General features: G+C 30.2%; 19 protein-coding genes and 1 pseudogene. 1 reads left to right on the plus strand and 19 read right to left on the minus strand.

Features of this window, described 5'->3' with window-relative positions; genetic code table 11:
- Window positions 1–72 precede the first annotated feature (72 nt).
- On the plus strand, window positions 73–810 hold the full coding sequence (locus tag ATE84_RS04140; RefSeq protein WP_101446044.1) for an SDR family oxidoreductase: 738 nt from the start codon (window positions 73–75) through the stop codon (window positions 808–810).
- Window positions 811–1,085: 275 nt separating this feature from the next.
- On the opposite strand, the gene ATE84_RS04145 is transcribed toward ATE84_RS04140, so the two are convergent.
- The 19 genes and pseudogenes from ATE84_RS04145 to bla all read right to left on the minus strand — a co-directional run bounded on the left by ATE84_RS04145 (window position 1,086) and on the right by bla (window position 18,438).
- A complete protein-coding gene (locus ATE84_RS04145; protein ID WP_101446046.1) occupies window positions 1,086–1,853 on the minus strand; it encodes a carboxypeptidase-like regulatory domain-containing protein in 768 nt (255 codons plus the stop codon).
- A gap of 334 nt (window positions 1,854–2,187) precedes the next feature.
- Window positions 2,188–3,534, minus strand: coding sequence for an IS110 family transposase (locus ATE84_RS04150; protein ID WP_101446048.1), 1,347 nt, complete (start codon window positions 3,532–3,534; stop codon window positions 2,188–2,190).
- A gap of 346 nt (window positions 3,535–3,880) precedes the next feature.
- Complete coding sequence (locus tag ATE84_RS04155; protein ID WP_101446049.1) at window positions 3,881–4,504, minus strand: hypothetical protein; 624 nt, start codon at window positions 4,502–4,504, stop codon at window positions 3,881–3,883.
- A gap of 220 nt (window positions 4,505–4,724) precedes the next feature.
- Window positions 4,725–5,105 carry a hypothetical protein gene (locus tag ATE84_RS04160; protein ID WP_101446051.1) on the minus strand — a complete coding sequence of 127 codons (381 nt, stop codon included), beginning with the start codon at window positions 5,103–5,105 and terminating at the stop codon, window positions 4,725–4,727.
- Window positions 5,106–5,159: 54 nt separating this feature from the next.
- Window positions 5,160–6,506 carry an IS110 family transposase gene (locus ATE84_RS04165; protein ID WP_101446053.1) on the minus strand — a complete coding sequence of 449 codons (1,347 nt, stop codon included), beginning with the start codon at window positions 6,504–6,506 and terminating at the stop codon, window positions 5,160–5,162.
- A 293-nt stretch (window positions 6,507–6,799) separates the two neighbouring features.
- Entirely contained in the window at window positions 6,800–7,207 is a 408-nt protein-coding gene (locus ATE84_RS04170; protein ID WP_143273566.1) for a hypothetical protein, read from the minus strand.
- 261 nt (window positions 7,208–7,468) lie between these two features.
- Entirely contained in the window at window positions 7,469–8,044 is a 576-nt protein-coding gene (locus ATE84_RS04175; RefSeq protein ID WP_101446057.1) for a nucleotidyltransferase family protein, read from the minus strand.
- A 35-nt stretch (window positions 8,045–8,079) separates the two neighbouring features.
- Window positions 8,080–8,655 (minus strand): hypothetical protein, encoded by a 576-nt coding sequence (locus ATE84_RS04180; RefSeq protein ID WP_101446058.1) that lies wholly within the window; start codon window positions 8,653–8,655, stop codon window positions 8,080–8,082.
- A 187-nt stretch (window positions 8,656–8,842) separates the two neighbouring features.
- Entirely contained in the window at window positions 8,843–9,490 is a 648-nt protein-coding gene (locus tag ATE84_RS04185; protein ID WP_101446060.1) for a hypothetical protein, read from the minus strand.
- 50 nt (window positions 9,491–9,540) lie between these two features.
- Window positions 9,541–10,887, minus strand: coding sequence for an IS110 family transposase (locus ATE84_RS04190; RefSeq protein WP_101446053.1), 1,347 nt, complete (start codon window positions 10,885–10,887; stop codon window positions 9,541–9,543).
- A 325-nt stretch (window positions 10,888–11,212) separates the two neighbouring features.
- Window positions 11,213–11,623, minus strand: a complete 411-nt coding sequence (locus ATE84_RS04195; protein ID WP_101446061.1) for a hypothetical protein — start codon at window positions 11,621–11,623, stop codon at window positions 11,213–11,215.
- Between the two features lie 343 nt (window positions 11,624–11,966).
- A complete protein-coding gene (locus ATE84_RS26445; protein ID WP_199176854.1) occupies window positions 11,967–12,878 on the minus strand; it encodes a hypothetical protein in 912 nt (303 codons plus the stop codon).
- 109 nt (window positions 12,879–12,987) lie between these two features.
- Window positions 12,988–13,370: pseudogene (locus ATE84_RS04205) on the minus strand (VOC family protein).
- A 106-nt stretch (window positions 13,371–13,476) separates the two neighbouring features.
- Window positions 13,477–14,031 carry a nucleotidyltransferase family protein gene (locus ATE84_RS04210; protein WP_101446063.1) on the minus strand — a complete coding sequence of 185 codons (555 nt, stop codon included), beginning with the start codon at window positions 14,029–14,031 and terminating at the stop codon, window positions 13,477–13,479.
- Between the two features lie 79 nt (window positions 14,032–14,110).
- Window positions 14,111–14,704 carry a hypothetical protein gene (locus ATE84_RS04215; RefSeq protein ID WP_101446065.1) on the minus strand — a complete coding sequence of 198 codons (594 nt, stop codon included), beginning with the start codon at window positions 14,702–14,704 and terminating at the stop codon, window positions 14,111–14,113.
- Between the two features lie 80 nt (window positions 14,705–14,784).
- Window positions 14,785–15,270 (minus strand): hypothetical protein, encoded by a 486-nt coding sequence (locus tag ATE84_RS04220; RefSeq protein ID WP_101446067.1) that lies wholly within the window; start codon window positions 15,268–15,270, stop codon window positions 14,785–14,787.
- Window positions 15,271–15,585: 315 nt separating this feature from the next.
- Entirely contained in the window at window positions 15,586–16,215 is a 630-nt protein-coding gene (locus ATE84_RS04225) for a hypothetical protein (RefSeq protein ID WP_143273567.1), read from the minus strand.
- Between the two features lie 113 nt (window positions 16,216–16,328).
- Entirely contained in the window at window positions 16,329–17,372 is a 1,044-nt protein-coding gene (locus ATE84_RS04230; protein ID WP_101446071.1) for an adenylate/guanylate cyclase domain-containing protein, read from the minus strand.
- Window positions 17,373–17,523: 151 nt separating this feature from the next.
- Window positions 17,524–18,438 (minus strand): class A beta-lactamase, subclass A2, encoded by a 915-nt coding sequence (bla, locus tag ATE84_RS04235; protein WP_101446072.1) that lies wholly within the window; start codon window positions 18,436–18,438, stop codon window positions 17,524–17,526.
- Window positions 18,439–18,487: the final 49 nt, after the last annotated feature.

The following is an 18,487-nucleotide window of genomic DNA, read 5'->3' on the forward strand; positions in this document are numbered from 1 at the left end:
TTAGTTACTTACTAAAAAGTAAGTACTTGTTAAATGTAAAGTTATTTAGCAAATTTGCAAAAAAATGATAGAATGGATAACAAAATAATAGTAATTACAGGTGGAACAACAGGAATTGGTTTTGCCTGTGCAGAATACCTTTTGAATTTAAATTATCAAGTAATAATAACAGGAAGAACTAGAGAGAATTTAGATAATGCAGTTTCTAAATTAGGTAATAATTCTGTTGGAATTTTATCAGATACTTCATCTTTAAGCGATATTGATGATTTAGTAAGAAAAGTCAAGAGTCAGTTTGGAAAGATAGATGGATTATTCGTCAATGCAGGTATTTTTAAAGCATCTAATTTTGAGGGAACTTCTGAAGAATTGTTTGACGAAACTATGAATGTCAATTTTAAAGGTGCTTTTTTTACAGTTCAAAAGTTTATTCCAATTTTAAATAATCCATCAAGTATTGTTTTAAACACTTCGATTGTTGTTTTTAAAGCATTTGCAGATACGAGCGTCTATACAGCCAGTAAAGCGGCATTAGAGAGTTTGTCAAAAGTTTTAAATATTGAACTTGTAGATAAAGGAATTAGAGTGAATATCGTTAGTCCAGGGGTTACCGAAAGTCCAATTCAAAAAAAGTCGGGAATGAGTGATGAAGCTATTGATAATTTATTGGAGCATTTTTCGAGTACTTCTCCAATTGGTCGAATTGTTCAGCCAACAGATATTGCTCCAATTGTTGAGTTTCTACTTTCAGATAAGTCACAAGTTTTAAGAAATGAGAAAATCATTGTTGATGGCGGAACAACACTTTAATTATTAAATACAATGTTCTTACGAGTAGCCTTATGCAAGCTAACGTTTAGTGTATGGTGTCGTAGCTGACGTTAGGAAGCTATGCACTATGCTCTTATTGTAAGACGTACTTATTTAGTTCGTTCAAGTTTTTGATTCTATAATTTGCTATTTTGGAAGCCTCAATACCTTCTCTTAAAATCTGTATTGTTTCGATTCGAATAGTATTCCCAGCTTTTATCTCTGATTCAGGATTGTCTCCTTGGTTTAATCATGGAAATCGGTTTACATATGTGCTAATTGCCTATACGCTTCATAAAATATTCTCCTTTACCCATTTCATTGGTTTCTTTAGAGTGTAGTGTAATACTAATTTTGTCATAACCCTTAACCATTTCACTAGCTTTAATTTCGCTCTTATTATACTTTGGCTTTAGTATTTGAATAAGATAACCGAACATAGTCGTACCTCTAGCATATTCATTAACCTTGTTAATGGATACTATGTCAGCATCAATACCATTAAGTTGTACGCTTAATTCTTTTTTTGTAATGATCTTAGGAGCAATATCTATAATATCCATATTGGTCTTAGGTAATTTTAAAGCTTTGGTTAGACTCATTGGACGAAAGTAAATTTGATAGGTCTCAAAAGGACCAGTTTGAGGCTCCGAGGCGTTAATTCCATAGATTTCCATGCGATCGTATTGTGGGTTTATTTCCAGATCATGATAAATAGGTAAGTTCCAAGCCCAATATTCCAGTTTTGTTTTACCATAATCAGATTCTTTTATGGCGTATAAGCAATAATAAGTACCTTTTTCAACTTCGATAGAGAAGTTTCCGTTGCTATCTGTTAGCGTTTCATAGGCATTGTCAAACAAGGTTGTTTTCTTTTCGACTGAAATATCATTTATTTTATTCTTTAACCATACCGAAGCGCTATCAACAGGTTTGTTATTGATATCGGTTACTTTTCCATACAGGGTTACTGTTTTTTGTGCAACTATATTACCAAATGTTATAAAAGAGAGTAAAAGGACTAAGGCTTGTTTTTTTTTCATATTGAAATCGATATTTTCATTGTCTCTATTGAAGACCCTCTCAATATTAAATTTGTTACACTCGAGAAGTATTATTTTAAATTTAATCTTAGATCTAACACTATAAAATCATTACTATCGGTTAATTAGAATACTAACATATCGTGTTTTTAACTTTAGTCTCGGGAAAGGGCTTTACATAAGATATAGTGTTAGCCTATATTTTTATTTACAATTTCGAGAATTCTTTCCGGTTTTTAAAATTCAGATTCTCATTAATTTGTTCCAAGTTCAATTCTTGCCATAAGTTTTTATTCTGAGTAACGTTTTCTACATCCATTGATTTCACTAGCTTTTAAACGGGTTGTATTTTACTCATTCTAGCGTCTAAATTAGCTATTTGCTTTTGAAGTTCCAGAACTTTTCTCTTTCTTTTTTGATCAAGATACTCATAAATTGTTGGAGGAGTATATTGTATATTCTTGTATAGCATATTCCAAAGTATTGTAGCTATTTTTCTTGCGGTAGCAGAAACAGCAACGGCTCTACCTTTTCTGTATGCTATTCTATTGAAGAAGTTTGAAAGATGAGTGTCTTTTAAATTTCCAATTGCATTTGCAGCTTGTCTTAGTGCTATTTTAAGTCTATTACTGCCTTTGGGAGTTCTACTGCTAAGAATACGTCCGCCAGAGATTTTATTGTTGGGAGCTAGTCTTAACCAAGATGTAAAATGTTGTGCATTTTGGAATTTTAGTATTCCTTTTTCACCAAGTTCACTCATTAATGTAAGGACAGTCCCATGACTAAATCCTTCTATGGCATATAAATCTACACCATCAAAATATTGATATGAAATAAGGTTTAAATCTATGTTTTTAGGCGTGTTTTTATTTATTCTTTTATGTACTTTCTTATCAATATAAAGTGATTTTTTTATTTCATTTTGATTCACAAATTGCTCTAAAATATTTTTTATTTCAATATCACATTCTATTATTAATTTTTGAGTGTCTTGGTATTTTTGTAACTCTTGTTTTAAAACAAATAAGTAATCTTGACGATTATTACTTTGTAAAGCTTTAGCAATTTCTTCTTCTGATTTTTTACAATTCCCATGTCTTAATTTAGCAAGTTCTTTTCCACTTGTTTCTCCATTACAAATTTTATTAATAATTCGTAAACCTGTTAAACCAACAATGTCCTTTACCACAATGTCTAATCTTAAATTCATTAGTCTCATGTTTTGAGCCATTCTTTTGGATGCTTTTGAAGTAGTCTGAATTAAATTACCGCGGTGTCTAACCAAAGTTCTTAGGTGTTCTGTTTCTAAATCAGGTAAAAAACTGCCACTTAAAAGCCCTAAAGTATGTAGTCTTTGAATCCACATACAATCCAAAACATCTGTTTTTTTTCCTTTGATATTTTTGGTGAATTTTCCATTTGTTAGAATCACCTCAATAGATGAATTCTGTAATTCTGTATATAAATTTTGCCAATACGAACCTGTAGATTCCATAGCTACAGTTTTTACATCATTTTCAAGTAACCACTTGAGTAATTCTTTGATGTCCTGAGCATAAACTCCAAACTCTTTTACATCAGAGTGTTCTTGATTAATTGCTACAAAATGTGAGCGACTTCCAATATCAATTCCAGCTGCATTAGGATTAATGATATCCATTTTTAAATTTCTTTTTGCCATTCTTTTTGATTTAAATGAATAAAAATGCCCAAAGAGAATGTATATTGTAATCAAGAAAATATTCTGAACGAGATATCCATAAAGGATTCATCAATGAGATTATCACAAGCCTTTGATACTGGTATATCAAAGGCTTTTTACATTCCAACCAGAATTGCGCTCGAGCTTTGAAGGCATCAATTAAAAATCGGTCTAACAATGAACCCTAATAAGATACAAAACGTTACCTTAAAGAGATTATTTTTTTTGGAGAAGAGAGGAATTAGCTACAACGTTTCATGTAAAATGTGTTTTAATGTATGTTTAAGGTATCTTGTTAGGCATAGTTTTTAATTAAATAATTCTTTTATTTTTCGCCCGAATCTTTTCGTTTTTTGCTAAATTTGAACAGGTTACCTTCATTTTCAACTACCTTTTCTATAAACTTTACAGGATCAGTTAGAAACTTTACAGCATTTGATTTTCTTAAATCTTCAAAAATCAATTCTGAATTTGGCTCGAATAAATAACCTTCTGTATTCATAACCATTAGATTGTTTTTAGAACATATTTCTAGCATGCCATTCATAAACTTCATTGCATTCTCTTTATTCCTTAAATCTGTTCTGAAATAAAACTCACCTATCTCTTCGGTTTTCTCATCAAATGAAATCTGGCAATCATTGTCTTCTTTATTTTCTGTGTTTCCTTTCCACCCAATTAAATCTTTATCGTTGCTCCAATCTCCTCTTTTTACTAATTTATCAATATGATTAGCCGTGTTTCGAATATTTAACTTTGTATTTCTCCACCATTTTATTGTTCTGGCATCTTCGAAATCGGGTTCGGGAAAACCATTGTCATAATTGACATTTTCCCAATATTTTTCCCAACCTTTTTCATCAATAAAAAGCTTTTCAGGAATTTCTCCGTACTTATCAAGTACTGCATTTTTTGGAATGATATTTAATTGATATTGCCAAATTGCCATTTTTGATTTTAATTATGTTTGCTGTTTAATATATGTGTCGTAATTGTGCAAATTGTTATCGAGCTTTTAGACTTTTCTACGCATTAGTTGCTAACTTTTACTTTTTGCAAGTATTGTGCCTTTATAAATATACAAGAACGAATTGATTAATCATTAATCAACTAAGATCATATATATCGTGTTGTGAGTAGTTCTATTTTTCTCAACTTATTTAGTTTGTTTATTCATTTGGATATTGAAGATCCGTTTTGATTATTTCATCTTTCGAGTTTGAATTGTTATAAAATAAGCGGTAAAGAAAAACTTCCTGATTATTAAAAACCCATATATCTCGTTCCATATTTTCAGTTCTCAATTCCGCAATTATTTCCTCAATTTCATTTTCTGTTTCTAAATCAACAGATTTTGTCTTTAAATAAACGTGAAAAAAGCTTTTGAGACACTTGTCATTATACATTGTGTCAATTCGTTTCGCATTATAATTTAGTTCAGTTATTTTTAGGTATTGTTTCTCTGTTAATTTATCATAATTACAGTCAAGATAATTGCAATTGGTTGCTAGAAATGTTAATACTATAATTCCTAAATATTTGATTTTCAAAGTTGTTTTTTAATTCTGAGTAACGTTTTCTACATCCATTGATTTCACTAGCTTTTAAACGGGTTGTATTTTACTCATTCTAGCGTCTAAATTAGCTATTTGCTTTTGAAGTTCCAGAACTTTTCTCTTTCTTTTTTGGTCAAGATACTCATAAATTGTTGGAGGAGTATATTGTATATTCTTGTATAGCATATTCCAAAGTATTGTAGCTATTTTTCTTGCGGTAGCAGAAACAGCAACGACTCTACCTTTTCTGTATGCTATTCTATTGAAGAAGTTTGAAAGATGAGTGTCTTTTAAATTTCCAATTGCATTTCCAGCTTGTCTTAGTGCTATTTTAAGTCTATTACTGCCTTTGGGAGTTCTACTGCTAAGAATACGTCCGCCAGAGATTTTATTGTTGGGAGCTAGTCTTAACCAAGATGTAAAATGTTGTGCATTTTGGAATTTTAGTATTCCTTTTTCACCAAGTTCGCTCATTAATGTAAGTACAGTCCCATGACTAAATCCTTCTATGGCATATAAATCTACACCATCAAAATATTGATATGAAATAAGGTTTAAATCTATGTTTTTAGGCGTGTTTTTATTTATTCTTTTATGTACTTTCTTATCAATATAAAGTGATTTTTTTATTTCATTTTGATTCACAAATTGCTCTAAAATATTTTTTATTTCAATATCACATTCTATTATTAATTTTTGAGTGTCTTGGTATTTTTGTAACTCTTGTTTTAAAACAAATAAGTAATCTTGACGATTATTACTTTGTAAAGCTTTAGCAATTTCTTCTTCTGATTTTTTACAATTCCCATGTCTTAATTTAGCAAGTTCTTTTCCACTTGTTTCTCCATTACAAATTTTATTAATAATTCGTAAACCTGTTAAACCAACAATGTCCTTTACCACAATGTCTAATCTTAAATTCATTAGTCTCATGTTTTGAGCCATTCTTTTGGATGCTTTTGAAGTAGTCTGAATTAAATTACCGCGGTGTCTAACCAAAGTTCTTAGGTGTTCTGTTTCTAAATCAGGTAAAAAACTGCCACTTAAAAGCCCTAAAGTATGTAGTCTTTGAATCCACATACAATCCAAAACATCTGTTTTTTTTCCTTTGATATTTTTGGTGAATTTTCCATTTGTTAGAATCACCTCAATAGATGAATTCTGTAATTCTGTATATAAATTTTGCCAATACGAACCTGTAGATTCCATAGCTACAGTTTTTACATCATTTTCAAGTAACCACTTGAGTAATTCTTTGATGTCCTGAGCATAAACTCCAAACTCTTTTACATCAGAGTGTTCTTGATTAATTGCTACAAAATGTGAGCGACTTCCAATATCAATTCCAGCTGCATTAGGATTAATGATATCCATTTTTAAATTTCTTTTTGCCATTCTTTTTGATTTAAATGAATAAAAATGCCCAAAGAGAATGTATATTGTAATCAAGAAAATATTCTGAACGAGATATCCATAAAGGATTCATCAATGAGATTATCACAAGCCTTTGATACTGGTATATCAAAGGCTTTTTACATTCCAACCAGAATTGCGCTCGAGCTTTGAAGGCATCAATTAAAAATCGGTCTAACAATGAACCCTAATAAGATACAAAACGTTACCTTAAAGAGATTATTTTTTTTGGAGAAGAGAGGAATTGCGTATAACGTTCTGAATAAACACCTGCTTTAATGGTGTTTATTTTTTGTTGTAAGTTGTTCTTTATATTCTTTTATCATCAACTTAGCTTCCTTCAATTGGTTTTCTCCCCAAACATCCACTTTACTATTTTTTACATAATAATTATCGATAAATCCTTGCGCAAATTGTTCTGGAGAGTATTCAATTCCCTTTTTATCAGCAATTCGTAAGTTTTTTATCCATAGATGCCAAATAGCAATATCAATTGTAGGAGAAAAATTAAGTACAGCTGCAACGGTCTTTGTCCAATCTTCCTTTTCTCTATTATAAGCGATATATAGGTTTAATTTGTTTAAGGTTTGTTTTTTTTCTTCGGATAGAAAATCAAGTTCATTTAGAATGTAATTCGCAAATAGAACATTCATATAGTTAGTCTTACCATTGTTATCGTCCATAGTGGATTTTTTTGATTCTTGACTAAACGATGTTAAAGTAATACTTATAAAGAAAAGGTTAAAAAATAGATATTTCATATAGATCTTTTAATTGCTTATAGCTGTTAGTATAAGAAACGTAGGGCAGAGGATAAGCACTTTCGTTTCTGTTAATTACTTAGCTAAATATAAATATTTTGCTTTTACCTTTTTCTCATAAACGCCAAATTTTATATTTGGTGGTATTTACAAATAAGCGCAGACCTTTCAAGTTATCACTTATTAGCTATGTTTTATACAGGTGTTATAACCAGTTTTTATTTCCAATTTGTTCCATTTTTCTTTCCACCTTTTCTTTTCAATTCTTTCATTGTAAATGGTCAAATCAAATTTAGGTGTTGGTATTACTAAAAGATTAAATAAGTCTTCTAAACCATAAGGCGCAATATATTTAATTTGGTTTTTGAAATCCAATTTTACAGCTATTGAAGTTGCAGTTTCGGGCCAAAAAGAAATAGCCTCATTAGAGTCGGTATATTGTTCGTGTCCATTTCTGATATTCATTCTTGACTGATTTTTCACAGACCAATTCAGATTTGGATTAGCGATTCTTAATTTAGATTCAATTTGAGAATCGTATTGTTTAGTTGAATTTGATTTATCAAAGTGAATGACGTCAATATCATTAAGTTCCGTTCGGTTTTTTCCGTGTTTTTCATCCCAAATTTTATTCCTTATAAAACCAGCACCAACCCAACAATCATTTAGCCTTAAGTCTCTGACAATTTTCAGAATGCCAATCATCCATAAATCACTTTTAATAATTTTTATAAGTTCTTGTTCTAACTGTTGGTTCATTTTGGGTAATTACCTACACTTTGTTATAGCCTTTATTATTTTATTTCAATTTCTATTGTATTGCTCTCCAATTGGATATTAGGGACCATACTGAATAATTCTATTAATTCGGTATTCTCATCACCATCTCCAAGATAGTCATTTAGTTTTGTCGACTTTGTTGAATAGTGAAATGTTATCTTGTATTTACCTGGAGATTGAAAATTTTCTTTTCTTTCAATTTCGTATGAACTAAAGAATCCATAGCCGTCAATTGATTGATAGGGGTTAAATAATTCCCCGGACTTTACTAATTTAAAGTCATCTTTTCTTAATGAATTCATGTTTCCACAACGCCCAAGAATGGGGAGTGCTTTATTCGTTGGTTTTTTAATAGTGTAGTAGCAATATGGGCTTCTCCATTTTTCTTCTGATGCATCTAAACTTCCAATCAAGTAAACATCATTACTAGAGTTATTAGTGATTGAAACAGTTATTTCGGGAGTTTCCCCTATTCTATATACTTTTTTGGTCGTTTTAATAGAACATTCGAAGTTTTCAGAATTTACAGTCCTCTCGTTGGTCAGTCCAAAGAAAGTTAAAATCAATATACTTAGTATTCCTGTTTTCATTTTCTTAATGGCTTAGAACGTTAAATATATGCGTCGTAACTGCGCAAATTGTTATCGAGCTTTTAGACTTTTTCTACGCATTAGTTGCTAACTTTTACTTTTTGCAAGTATTATGCCTTTATAAAAATACAGAAACCATTCGATTCATCATTTAGCTGCTATTACAGATATGGTGTTGTAGCTAGTTTTACTCGCAAAAAATATTATAATCTTCAATAAGTTGATGAATGTCAAATTCTTCATAAAGATTATTTTCCAAATACTTTACTATTTTTTTACAATCTTTAAAATAATCGATAGCTTTTTCTTTAAATTTTTCCGTAGAACCAATTGAAATTTGAGTTACTTTTATTTCGTTGCTTCTAATAACATAATATTGATCAACAAGTTCAGTTTTCACTTGTCTATTATGATTTGGAGTATTGTTAAAATTTGTATTTGGAGAAGGAGTGAACAACCTGTTATTATAATTGGTACTTTTGACAACTCTTTTGTATAATTTTGACTTCCCATTAACTACTAATCTAAGTAGTTCCAATTTATTTTTGGTTATAGGAACATACTCAAAATATCCAATCTCAGAATTGGTTGAACCATAAAATACTTTATTGATTTCTTTATCGTTAAATCTTTTTACTTTTCCTTTTCTATTTTTCTTATATAGAACCTTAGATTTTTTTAGAGAAATTAATTCTCCTGTTGACATACTTAACTTTACAAAACCCTTTAACGTTTGTCCATCTTTTAATATAATCTTTCCTTCCCTCCAGTCATACTGGCCAAAGCACATTGAAAAAGATAGAAGAGTAATAAAAGTAATAATTATTCTTGCCATAAGTTTTTATTCTGAGTAACGTTTTCTACATCCATTGATTTCACTAGCTTTTAAACGGGTTGTATTTTACTCATTCTAGCGTCTAAATTAGCTATTTGCTTTTGAAGTTCCAGAACTTTTCTCTTTCTTTTTTGGTCAAGATACTCATAAATTGTTGGAGGAGTATATTGTATATTCTTGTATAGCATATTCCAAAGTATTGTAGCTATTTTTCTTGCGGTAGCAGAAACAGCAACGACTCTACCTTTTCTGTATGCTATTCTATTGAAGAAGTTTGAAAGATGAGTGTCTTTTAAATTTCCAATTGCATTTCCAGCTTGTCTTAGTGCTATTTTAAGTCTATTACTGCCTTTGGGAGTTCTACTGCTAAGAATACGTCCGCCAGAGATTTTATTGTTGGGAGCTAGTCTTAACCAAGATGTAAAATGTTGTGCATTTTGGAATTTTAGTATTCCTTTTTCACCAAGTTCGCTCATTAATGTAAGTACAGTCCCATGACTAAATCCTTCTATGGCATATAAATCTACACCATCAAAATATTGATATGAAATAAGGTTTAAATCTATGTTTTTAGGCGTGTTTTTATTTATTCTTTTATGTACTTTCTTATCAATATAAAGTGATTTTTTTATTTCATTTTGATTCACAAATTGCTCTAAAATATTTTTTATTTCAATATCACATTCTATTATTAATTTTTGAGTGTCTTGGTATTTTTGTAACTCTTGTTTTAAAACAAATAAGTAATCTTGACGATTATTACTTTGTAAAGCTTTAGCAATTTCTTCTTCTGATTTTTTACAATTCCCATGTCTTAATTTAGCAAGTTCTTTTCCACTTGTTTCTCCATTACAAATTTTATTAATAATTCGTAAACCTGTTAAACCAACAATGTCCTTTACCACAATGTCTAATCTTAAATTCATTAGTCTCATGTTTTGAGCCATTCTTTTGGATGCTTTTGAAGTAGTCTGAATTAAATTACCGCGGTGTCTAACCAAAGTTCTTAGGTGTTCTGTTTCTAAATCAGGTAAAAAACTGCCACTTAAAAGCCCTAAAGTATGTAGTCTTTGAATCCACATACAATCCAAAACATCTGTTTTTTTTCCTTTGATATTTTTGGTGAATTTTCCATTTGTTAGAATCACCTCAATAGATGAATTCTGTAATTCTGTATATAAATTTTGCCAATACGAACCTGTAGATTCCATAGCTACAGTTTTTACATCATTTTCAAGTAACCACTTGAGTAATTCTTTGATGTCCTGAGCATAAACTCCAAACTCTTTTACATCAGAGTGTTCTTGATTAATTGCTACAAAATGTGAGCGACTTCCAATATCAATTCCAGCTGCATTAGGATTAATGATATCCATTTTTAAATTTCTTTTTGCCATTCTTTTTGATTTAAATGAATAAAAATGCCCAAAGAGAATGTATATTGTAATCAAGAAAATATTCTGAACGAGATATCCATAAAGGATTCATCAATGAGATTATCACAAGCCTTTGATACTGGTATATCAAAGGCTTTTTACATTCCAACCAGAATTGCGCTCGAGCTTTGAAGGCATCAATTAAAAATCGGTCTAACAATGAACCCTAATAAGATACAAAACGTTACCTTAAAGAGATTATTTTTTTTGGAGAAGAGAGGAATTAGCTACAACGTTTCATGTAAAATGCGTTTTAATGTATTTTTACATAGTGTTGTAAGTAGTTTTATTTTGGTTTTATAAATAATATTTTTCGCTTAAACTCTTCCTCGAAAATATACAGAAAATCTAACTCTTCTCCATATTGTTTGTGTTTTTCCCACGGTGTCAATTTCTTTTCAGAATCAAGCTCAGTTTTAATTTTTATTAGCATTTTTTTACGGAATTGTTCCGATAAGTCTCCCTCAAAGTCTTCAATTCGATCATTCTCTTCGTAATTTGTCAAAACATTATAAAATTCTAACAATTGATTTTTGAAGTTATTTTTTATAAATATTTCAATACAAAATTCGAGGTCAGCCAAATCTTGTGATATCAGCATATCAAATATTGGAGTTACATCTAAATAAGGTTCACCCCAAGAAAATTTCTTTTTTTCCAATTTGCATTTCGGTAATGTTTCATTATCAATTTTCATTTAATATAGCTTAATCACAATTACTTGCAACAATAGAATAAAGGATATATGCCCTTTATATTCCATGTATTATTATTTTTAAATTTGATCTTAGATCAAACAATATCTGTAATATGCTTTTACAAGCATTGTGATTTTCCAAAGTTACTATTTGTTTTTACTTAATAAATATAACTATTGAGTATAAAAACCCCCCTCGATTCTAACATAGAAATCGAAGGTAGTCAACAATTCAACACTATAAAATAATTAGTATGAGATAATTAAAATAATAAAACATTGTCTTTTTAACCTGAGACTTGGTAGAGGGCTTTACATAGGATACCGTATTGTAGCCTGTTTTTTATATCCATTCAGTTTTAATTCCCATATCATTCAATTCATCAAGGATATTTTCATTGGCATAACATAATATTGCTTTTTTCAAATTAGGGAATTGTTTTGCATCTTTTGCTGTTTCAATATCCCAATAATCTTCCCAACCTTCACCAAACCTCAATAATTGTAGATAAATCTCATTCCCTCCGTCTTGGTAGATTTCAGTAATTTCTGAAGCTAATCTTTTCGGAATAGGTAAATCCTTAAAATACTGAGTGACTTCAGGTATTGGTTCGTATCCTTCTTTTTCTATATCAATTTCTCTTTTATCATACCATTCTATAAATTCATATAGGTCAAATTTAGGTTTCAAAAGTTCTTTATTATACATCAATTCTTGAATAACAGATAATTTAAAACCAAAATCACAAAATTCAATTTGTTCTTCGTATAATTTCTCAATAATATACTTATCCGTTGTCAGTTTAGCCTTAACAAAACCTTTGTCAAAAATTTGATTGTATGAAATACTAATTAGGCAAGGACTTTTCTCCCCATTGTAAGTAAAGTGCTTTACCTCATATTTTCGCATTGTGATGTTTTTAAAATGATTTTTATTGATTTCAACACCATCAACAACTAATTTACCCTTAAAGAAAGGCTTTTGTTCAGATTTCAACCTTACTTCCATTGGATTATAGTCTGTATGAAGTGATAAATGATTTGTTCGACCATTACCGTGTGGATTCGTACTTATTCCTATGTCTTTCCAATAAATTTCGTTTGTTTTGATTTCAGTTGGTTCTCCAAAACACTTTTTAAGTTCCTTCCAATCTACTGGAAATTCAAAAACATTTTCGTCGATAGAAAATTCATTATTCTCAATTTTGATAATGATTTTCGAAGATTTATTTTTTAGCTTGAATATGTTTATCATTTCCTGTGGCTATGTAGTATTTTATATTTGGAGACTTTGCAAATAAACACAGGCCTCACAATTTAGCAATTACAAGCTATGTTTTTAGCACGGTGTTGTGCGTAGTGTTTTAACTTCCTAACGGTTTTATATATTTTGTAAAATCAATTCCAATTCCATTTGGGTCTTCGGTTGAAAAATGCTTTTCTCCCCAGGGTTCGTCCCTAATGTCTACTTTAATTTCAATATTCTTTTTCTTTAAATCAATATAAAATTTATCAACATCATCAACCTCAATAGTCAAATACATTCCTTGTCCTTTAAATTCAGGGTGAAAAAAGGTTGTTGAGTAGGATGATTTGGTAATAGAAAACTCAGTAAATCTTTTCCATTAGGAGTATTTAATAACAGATAAAAGTCAGTTTCAAATTTAACAGTAAAGTTTAAATATTCAGTGTAAAAAGATTTAGTTTCTTTTAGCTTTTTAGTCAAAATCTCTGCATTTAATCTCATATTAGATTGTTTTTTTTCGTTTTTACACATGTTCGTTAAGATACATAGTTTACACAAGTTAAAGATTAGGTGTTTACACTAAATTAGTTTCTATTCTTGTTGCTTTTTATTCCCAAGGTTCTATTCGAATAGTGTTCCACCTTTTTTTAAAACTTGTAGTCATTTTAATATAATTGTCTTTATTCATAGTTCTTTTATTGGGTTTGACTTTCATATTAAAAGCATCTTCTAATCCGTATGGAGAGTATATTTCATAGGTTTTTGATTTCCTAATTCCAATTGCAAATGAAGAAAGCCAAGTTTGTATTCCGTCTTCAGTATTATTAAAAGGGTTTATTTTATTTCCAAATTTTTCAGGATACCATTCGTGAACATATGCTTGATTAATTATATCCAGAGGGAATTTGTGATTTACTAATTTACCTATTTCAGATTGATGAACTTTTGATTGCCCTCTTTCTTCGTTAGCTGAGAAGTATACAATGTCAAAATCTTTTACATTCTTAAGAGCTGATTCTCCGTTTAAATTATTCCAAATTACCTGGGTTATTACTCCGCCAGCGATATAATAATCTTTCAAACCGTATTGATTACAAGCATCAAGAGTCTCTAATATTTCAGGACAATTTATTAATAATGAAATTAGTTTTTTTTCAAGCACCTTCTTTAAATATTTTTTGATTTCTGTAAATTACAGCTAACAGTTTTATATCCTTTGTTTCCTGTTAGCATTATAAGTTTTAATCTTTAATTATCATCAATTCATTGTACAAATCATCTAGAAACCTTTGTTGATTTTTATCTTCCTTAAAATACCTTTGGTTATTCACACCACAAGATTCAACATCCAAAATATTTGTTTTGTTAAAAGACCAATCATTTGTGTTTTCTACAGTTATTCCCAAATCAGTATTACAACTTAGCCATAGATTAGAGAATTGAGTTTTTTTATTTTCATTTAATTTATCGAAATCTGGATAAACAGAAAACCCTTTCATTTCCGAATTAAAAAACTTAACAATTGAAGTGATTGGAACTCCTCCCCAGTTTATTGTTGTCCCTTCCTTTAAAAAAACACTTGTAATATCCTTCTCATTGAGTAATTCTTTCTGCTCATATTTTTCCCAAAAGTATTTTTTGTTATATATGATTTTCGTTCCTTCTGGTAGCAGTATATTTTTAATGATTATAGGTTTAGTAGTTACAAAAAAAGGTCTTTTATCAGGCTTGTTAGTAACCCACGCAGAACCAAGTGCCTTGAGATAGGCATAAAAAAAGCCAATAACTATAAGTATTATTATGCCAATTATTATAAATATTTTTTTCGCTTCCATCTTTGTTCTAAATTCTGATTTTGTTGATGCAGATAATGTTGAGTGTATGGTGCGTATCCCGAAGAGTATGCACTATAACCTTATTGTGTGCCGTATTTTTCTAAATATTTCTTTGCCTGCTTCTTAATCCAAGTTCGTTTATCATCAACAAAAGGCAATACTTCTTTCTCAAATCCACTTACTTGCATTTTATTCAGTCCTTCAATGATATGACCGTAGACATATTTGTCATTAATCAAGCCTATTAACCTGTTTGCATATTTTTGATTGTGTTTATACCATAGTAGCATTACAAATGACTCTCTTCCTCTTTTTGCATTTTTGTCCAAACAGAAATCTACAATTTTTTCAGTTATTGAATTTTCCTTCCTTAGACTTTTATGATCAGCCAAAATTTGCCTGATATCTTCTCCTAATTTCCAAATCTCATATTCGAAATCATGCCAAGAAGGAACATCAGGGAATTCTTCAAATACGGGCAAGTCAGTTTCAAGTGTATTCGGAGTTTTACCCTTTGCCTCTTCAATCAAATCAAGTACTGTATTTTTAGCTTCCTCTTTTGTCATTTGGAATTAGTTCTTATGGAACACAACGGTCTCGTATAACCGTCAGTTATGGATTAAATTAGCTATTATTTTCTAATTAAACACTAGCCTTAGCAATTCTGAGTGGATTCGTACGTATTCGAATCCGCCGTAATTGCGGTTATACATTGTGGCTGTTGCACAACTATAAAAATTATCAAAAGGGCTGTAAACTTTCTTTTTTAAAATTGTATTCAATTGATTTAGAGCACTAAATTATTTCTATAATCATTTAAAATATTGATTTATTCAAAATTATAAATTGTGCAACGGTTACCCTTGTTGTGTATAGTTTTTTTAATTTCCTGAAGTTTGTATCAATCTTAAGGAGTCTAAATGTTTAAGGTATTTATTTTCAGGATCTAATATATTCATAGCATTAGAGTATTCGAAACTAGTTCTTCTTGCTATACTTGAATAATCTAAAAGTACTTTTTGGTACTTTCGATAGATAATCTCAAGTTCTATCTTACTAATTTCTCTACTAAATGTGGTATTAAAAGAAGGAGAAATAAAACCAAATTTTTGTGATATTTTTTCAGTTTCTATTAATTTTTTACGCCTACTATGTGCTAAATTTAGTTGTTCTAGTTCGTGTATAGAAAATTGAGCTAATATTCCGCTTTGTTTTGATGATTTCCAACTTTCGTTTCTTAAATATTCACTAGGTGATTGCAAGCCCATAAAACTACTATTAATTTCTATTCTAAGTCTCCAAAGTTCCTGTTCATTTAAATTAGAATCCCCTTCTAAAAAAGAACGAAAATGAGAATCTATTTCCTTTTTTAAAACATCAATATCTTTATTGAATACCTCTTCAATAAACCAAAGACCACTTTTTAATTCTGCGACTATTACCCGTTTATAGTTTTCTTTCTTCTTATAATTACTGTAGTACTGAAAGCTTATGTAACAAATAGTTGTCAATATTAGAATAGTTAAACTAATACGAAATTGTTTCTTGTTTTTTATCATTATAATTCCTTTGTCATTTTTATATTATCTAGCTTCTATTGAGAACGAGGCATTATTACATAGTGTTATTTACTTTTTGTTTGATTAACTGCATAAAGACGTGTTTGGCTTCCTTTTCCTTTGAGTTCTATACTGCCAAGTTCAGAAAAAACAAAACCTAAATTATTCAAATCGTTTTTTAAACTCTCAGAAATCAAAAACTCTTGCTTAAGTTCATTGCATTGACCTTGAATCCTTGCAGCTGTGTTTATAGTATCTCCATGATATGCAATTTCTTTTTTGTATTTACCTACCTCAGCCACAGTAACAATACCCGAATTCATTCCTGCTTTAAAATGTGGTATACAATTATAATTCTGTAGGTAATGCTCCTTTCGTTTATCCAACCGCTGTTTAAAATTGAAATAGACTTTAAGACAGTTTTGTCCTTTTATTCCGTCCTGAAACTTCCATGTCAATATTACTTCATCACCAACATATTGGTAGATTTCCGCTTCGTTTTCGACAGAGATTCCTAAATCAATAAAGCAGTCTTGAATCATTTTACTGTATTCAACGTGACCTAAATTTTCGGCATGCATTGTTGAGGACTGAAGGTCGAGAAACATAAAAATTCTCTTTTCTTCTCGGGGTGTATAGAATCTGCCGCGAAAAAGTTTCCATAAATTATCACTTCCTAAAAAGAGATTTACTTGCCTTAGACCAAACATGAAAATATCGATAGATACTACATATAAATAAATAGCGAAACTACCAGGCTCAAATGCAAACTGAAGAAGCCCAATATCTTTACTGAAAATGAAATATGCTAATAGTATAATAGAAGCAACAAATAGAATAGCAAATAGAAACCGAAGAATCAACAGCTTTTGAAATGCTATCTGTTTATATCCGTGTTCTTCAGTCAATATTTGAGCAATACCAGAGATACTTCCGAAAATGGGTCCCATAAAAAAAGAAGCAAGGATCGCTTTCCAAACTTCCATTTGAACAGATCCCAACTCTTTTGTGCCTTCCCCCCGAACAATACTTAAAAAAACGAACGCAATAGTCCATCCAATAATATATTGTTTGAGGATTTGTAATCTGCGTTTATTTCTGAACTTCATTTTATTATAAATAAGGGTCTCGTATAACCGTCAGTTACGGGTTAAATTAGCGATTATTTTCGGTTTAAACACTAGCCTTAGCAATTCAGAGTGGGTTCGTACGTAGTCGAATCCGCCGTAATTACGGTTACACATTGTTGGTGGCAGTGTATTATTTCGTTTGTATAGTGTAAAAGTCATAAGTAGCTTTTGCAATATCCGCTATAATTTTCTCGTTCGTTTTAAAATTTTCTTGCGAATCTGTTACAAAAACACTGATGATAAAGTACTTCCCATCTGGCAAAAAGACAATTCCAATATTGTTTACTGCAGCGGTAATTCCAGTTTCTTTATTTGTACCAGACCAACCTGTCTTGTGAGCAACAATTGTTTCCTTAGGTAGTTGTCCTCTTATTCTGCCTTTTCCTGTTGTTGTTTCTTTATTGGTTTTCCAGAAAAAATCATAACTGCTTTTTGAAAGTAAGTTATTACTATTCTCAAAAAATATTTTAAGTGTCTCACTTGCGGCATTCGGGGTTGTCCAATTTTGGAACATATTTTCCCACTTTGCTTGCATTTCTTCTTCATTGAAAGTAATCTGTATATCTTCTATACCACTCTTTTTTATGTATTCTTCAACCGTTTTAGGTGTTCCGATAAGTCGTATTAAAACATCACAGGCTGTATTGTCGCTATGAGAAACTGTGTATTGAATTAATTTTTTAATTGTAAAGCTACCTCCATTAGGGTTTTCATCTCTAAGTGGACTCCAAAAGTCTTTTGGCAAAAGTTCATCTTTATCTATTTCTATTATTTGGTCCAATGACAATATCCCCTTATCAACCTCTGACAATACGGCTAATGCAATATGGAACTTGAACACACTTTGCATTGGAAATCGTTTATCTCCGTATAGCGAAAGAGTATCTTTTCCATTATTTCCGATTATTGAAACTCCAACTACTGCATTTTTTTCAGATACGATTTGCTCAATTTTTTTTCGTAGCACATCAGTTTTGCTGTTTGGGGTCGTGCAACTTATTAAAAGTAATAATAGTAAAGCTGTCAATTGAAATAGTCTATTCATTCTTTATTTTCTTTTAGTCTTTTTACGTTTTATCTTCAAAAATTGTCAC

The sequence above is a fragment of the Aquimarina sp. MAR_2010_214 genome, from assembly GCF_002846555.1.
In the GTDB taxonomy this organism is placed as follows: domain Bacteria; phylum Bacteroidota; class Bacteroidia; order Flavobacteriales; family Flavobacteriaceae; genus Aquimarina.

Excerpts from the sequence above, each read along its gene's own strand:
- ATE84_RS04140 (WP_101446044.1), top strand. The coding sequence starts at position 73 with ATGGATAACAAAATAATAGTAATTACAGGTGGAACAACAGGAATTGGT.
- ATE84_RS04145 (WP_101446046.1), bottom strand. The coding sequence starts at position 1,853 with ATGAAAAAAAAACAAGCCTTAGTCCTTTTACTCTCTTTTATAACATTT.
- ATE84_RS04150 (WP_101446048.1), bottom strand. The coding sequence starts at position 3,534 with ATGGCAAAAAGAAATTTAAAAATGGATATCATTAATCCTAATGCAGCT.
- ATE84_RS04155 (WP_101446049.1), bottom strand. The coding sequence starts at position 4,504 with ATGGCAATTTGGCAATATCAATTAAATATCATTCCAAAAAATGCAGTA.
- ATE84_RS04165 (WP_101446053.1), bottom strand. The coding sequence starts at position 6,506 with ATGGCAAAAAGAAATTTAAAAATGGATATCATTAATCCTAATGCAGCT.
- ATE84_RS04170 (WP_143273566.1), bottom strand. The coding sequence starts at position 7,207 with ATGGACGATAACAATGGTAAGACTAACTATATGAATGTTCTATTTGCG.
- ATE84_RS04175 (WP_101446057.1), bottom strand. The coding sequence starts at position 8,044 with ATGAACCAACAGTTAGAACAAGAACTTATAAAAATTATTAAAAGTGAT.
- ATE84_RS04180 (WP_101446058.1), bottom strand. The coding sequence starts at position 8,655 with ATGAAAACAGGAATACTAAGTATATTGATTTTAACTTTCTTTGGACTG.
- ATE84_RS04185 (WP_101446060.1), bottom strand. The coding sequence starts at position 9,490 with ATGGCAAGAATAATTATTACTTTTATTACTCTTCTATCTTTTTCAATG.
- ATE84_RS04190 (WP_101446053.1), bottom strand. The coding sequence starts at position 10,887 with ATGGCAAAAAGAAATTTAAAAATGGATATCATTAATCCTAATGCAGCT.
- ATE84_RS04195 (WP_101446061.1), bottom strand. The coding sequence starts at position 11,623 with ATGAAAATTGATAATGAAACATTACCGAAATGCAAATTGGAAAAAAAG.
- ATE84_RS26445 (WP_199176854.1), bottom strand. The coding sequence starts at position 12,878 with ATGATAAACATATTCAAGCTAAAAAATAAATCTTCGAAAATCATTATC.
- ATE84_RS04215 (WP_101446065.1), bottom strand. The coding sequence starts at position 14,704 with ATGGAAGCGAAAAAAATATTTATAATAATTGGCATAATAATACTTATA.
- ATE84_RS04220 (WP_101446067.1), bottom strand. The coding sequence starts at position 15,270 with ATGACAAAAGAGGAAGCTAAAAATACAGTACTTGATTTGATTGAAGAG.
- ATE84_RS04230 (WP_101446071.1), bottom strand. The coding sequence starts at position 17,372 with ATGAAGTTCAGAAATAAACGCAGATTACAAATCCTCAAACAATATATT.
- bla (WP_101446072.1), bottom strand. The coding sequence starts at position 18,438 with ATGAATAGACTATTTCAATTGACAGCTTTACTATTATTACTTTTAATA.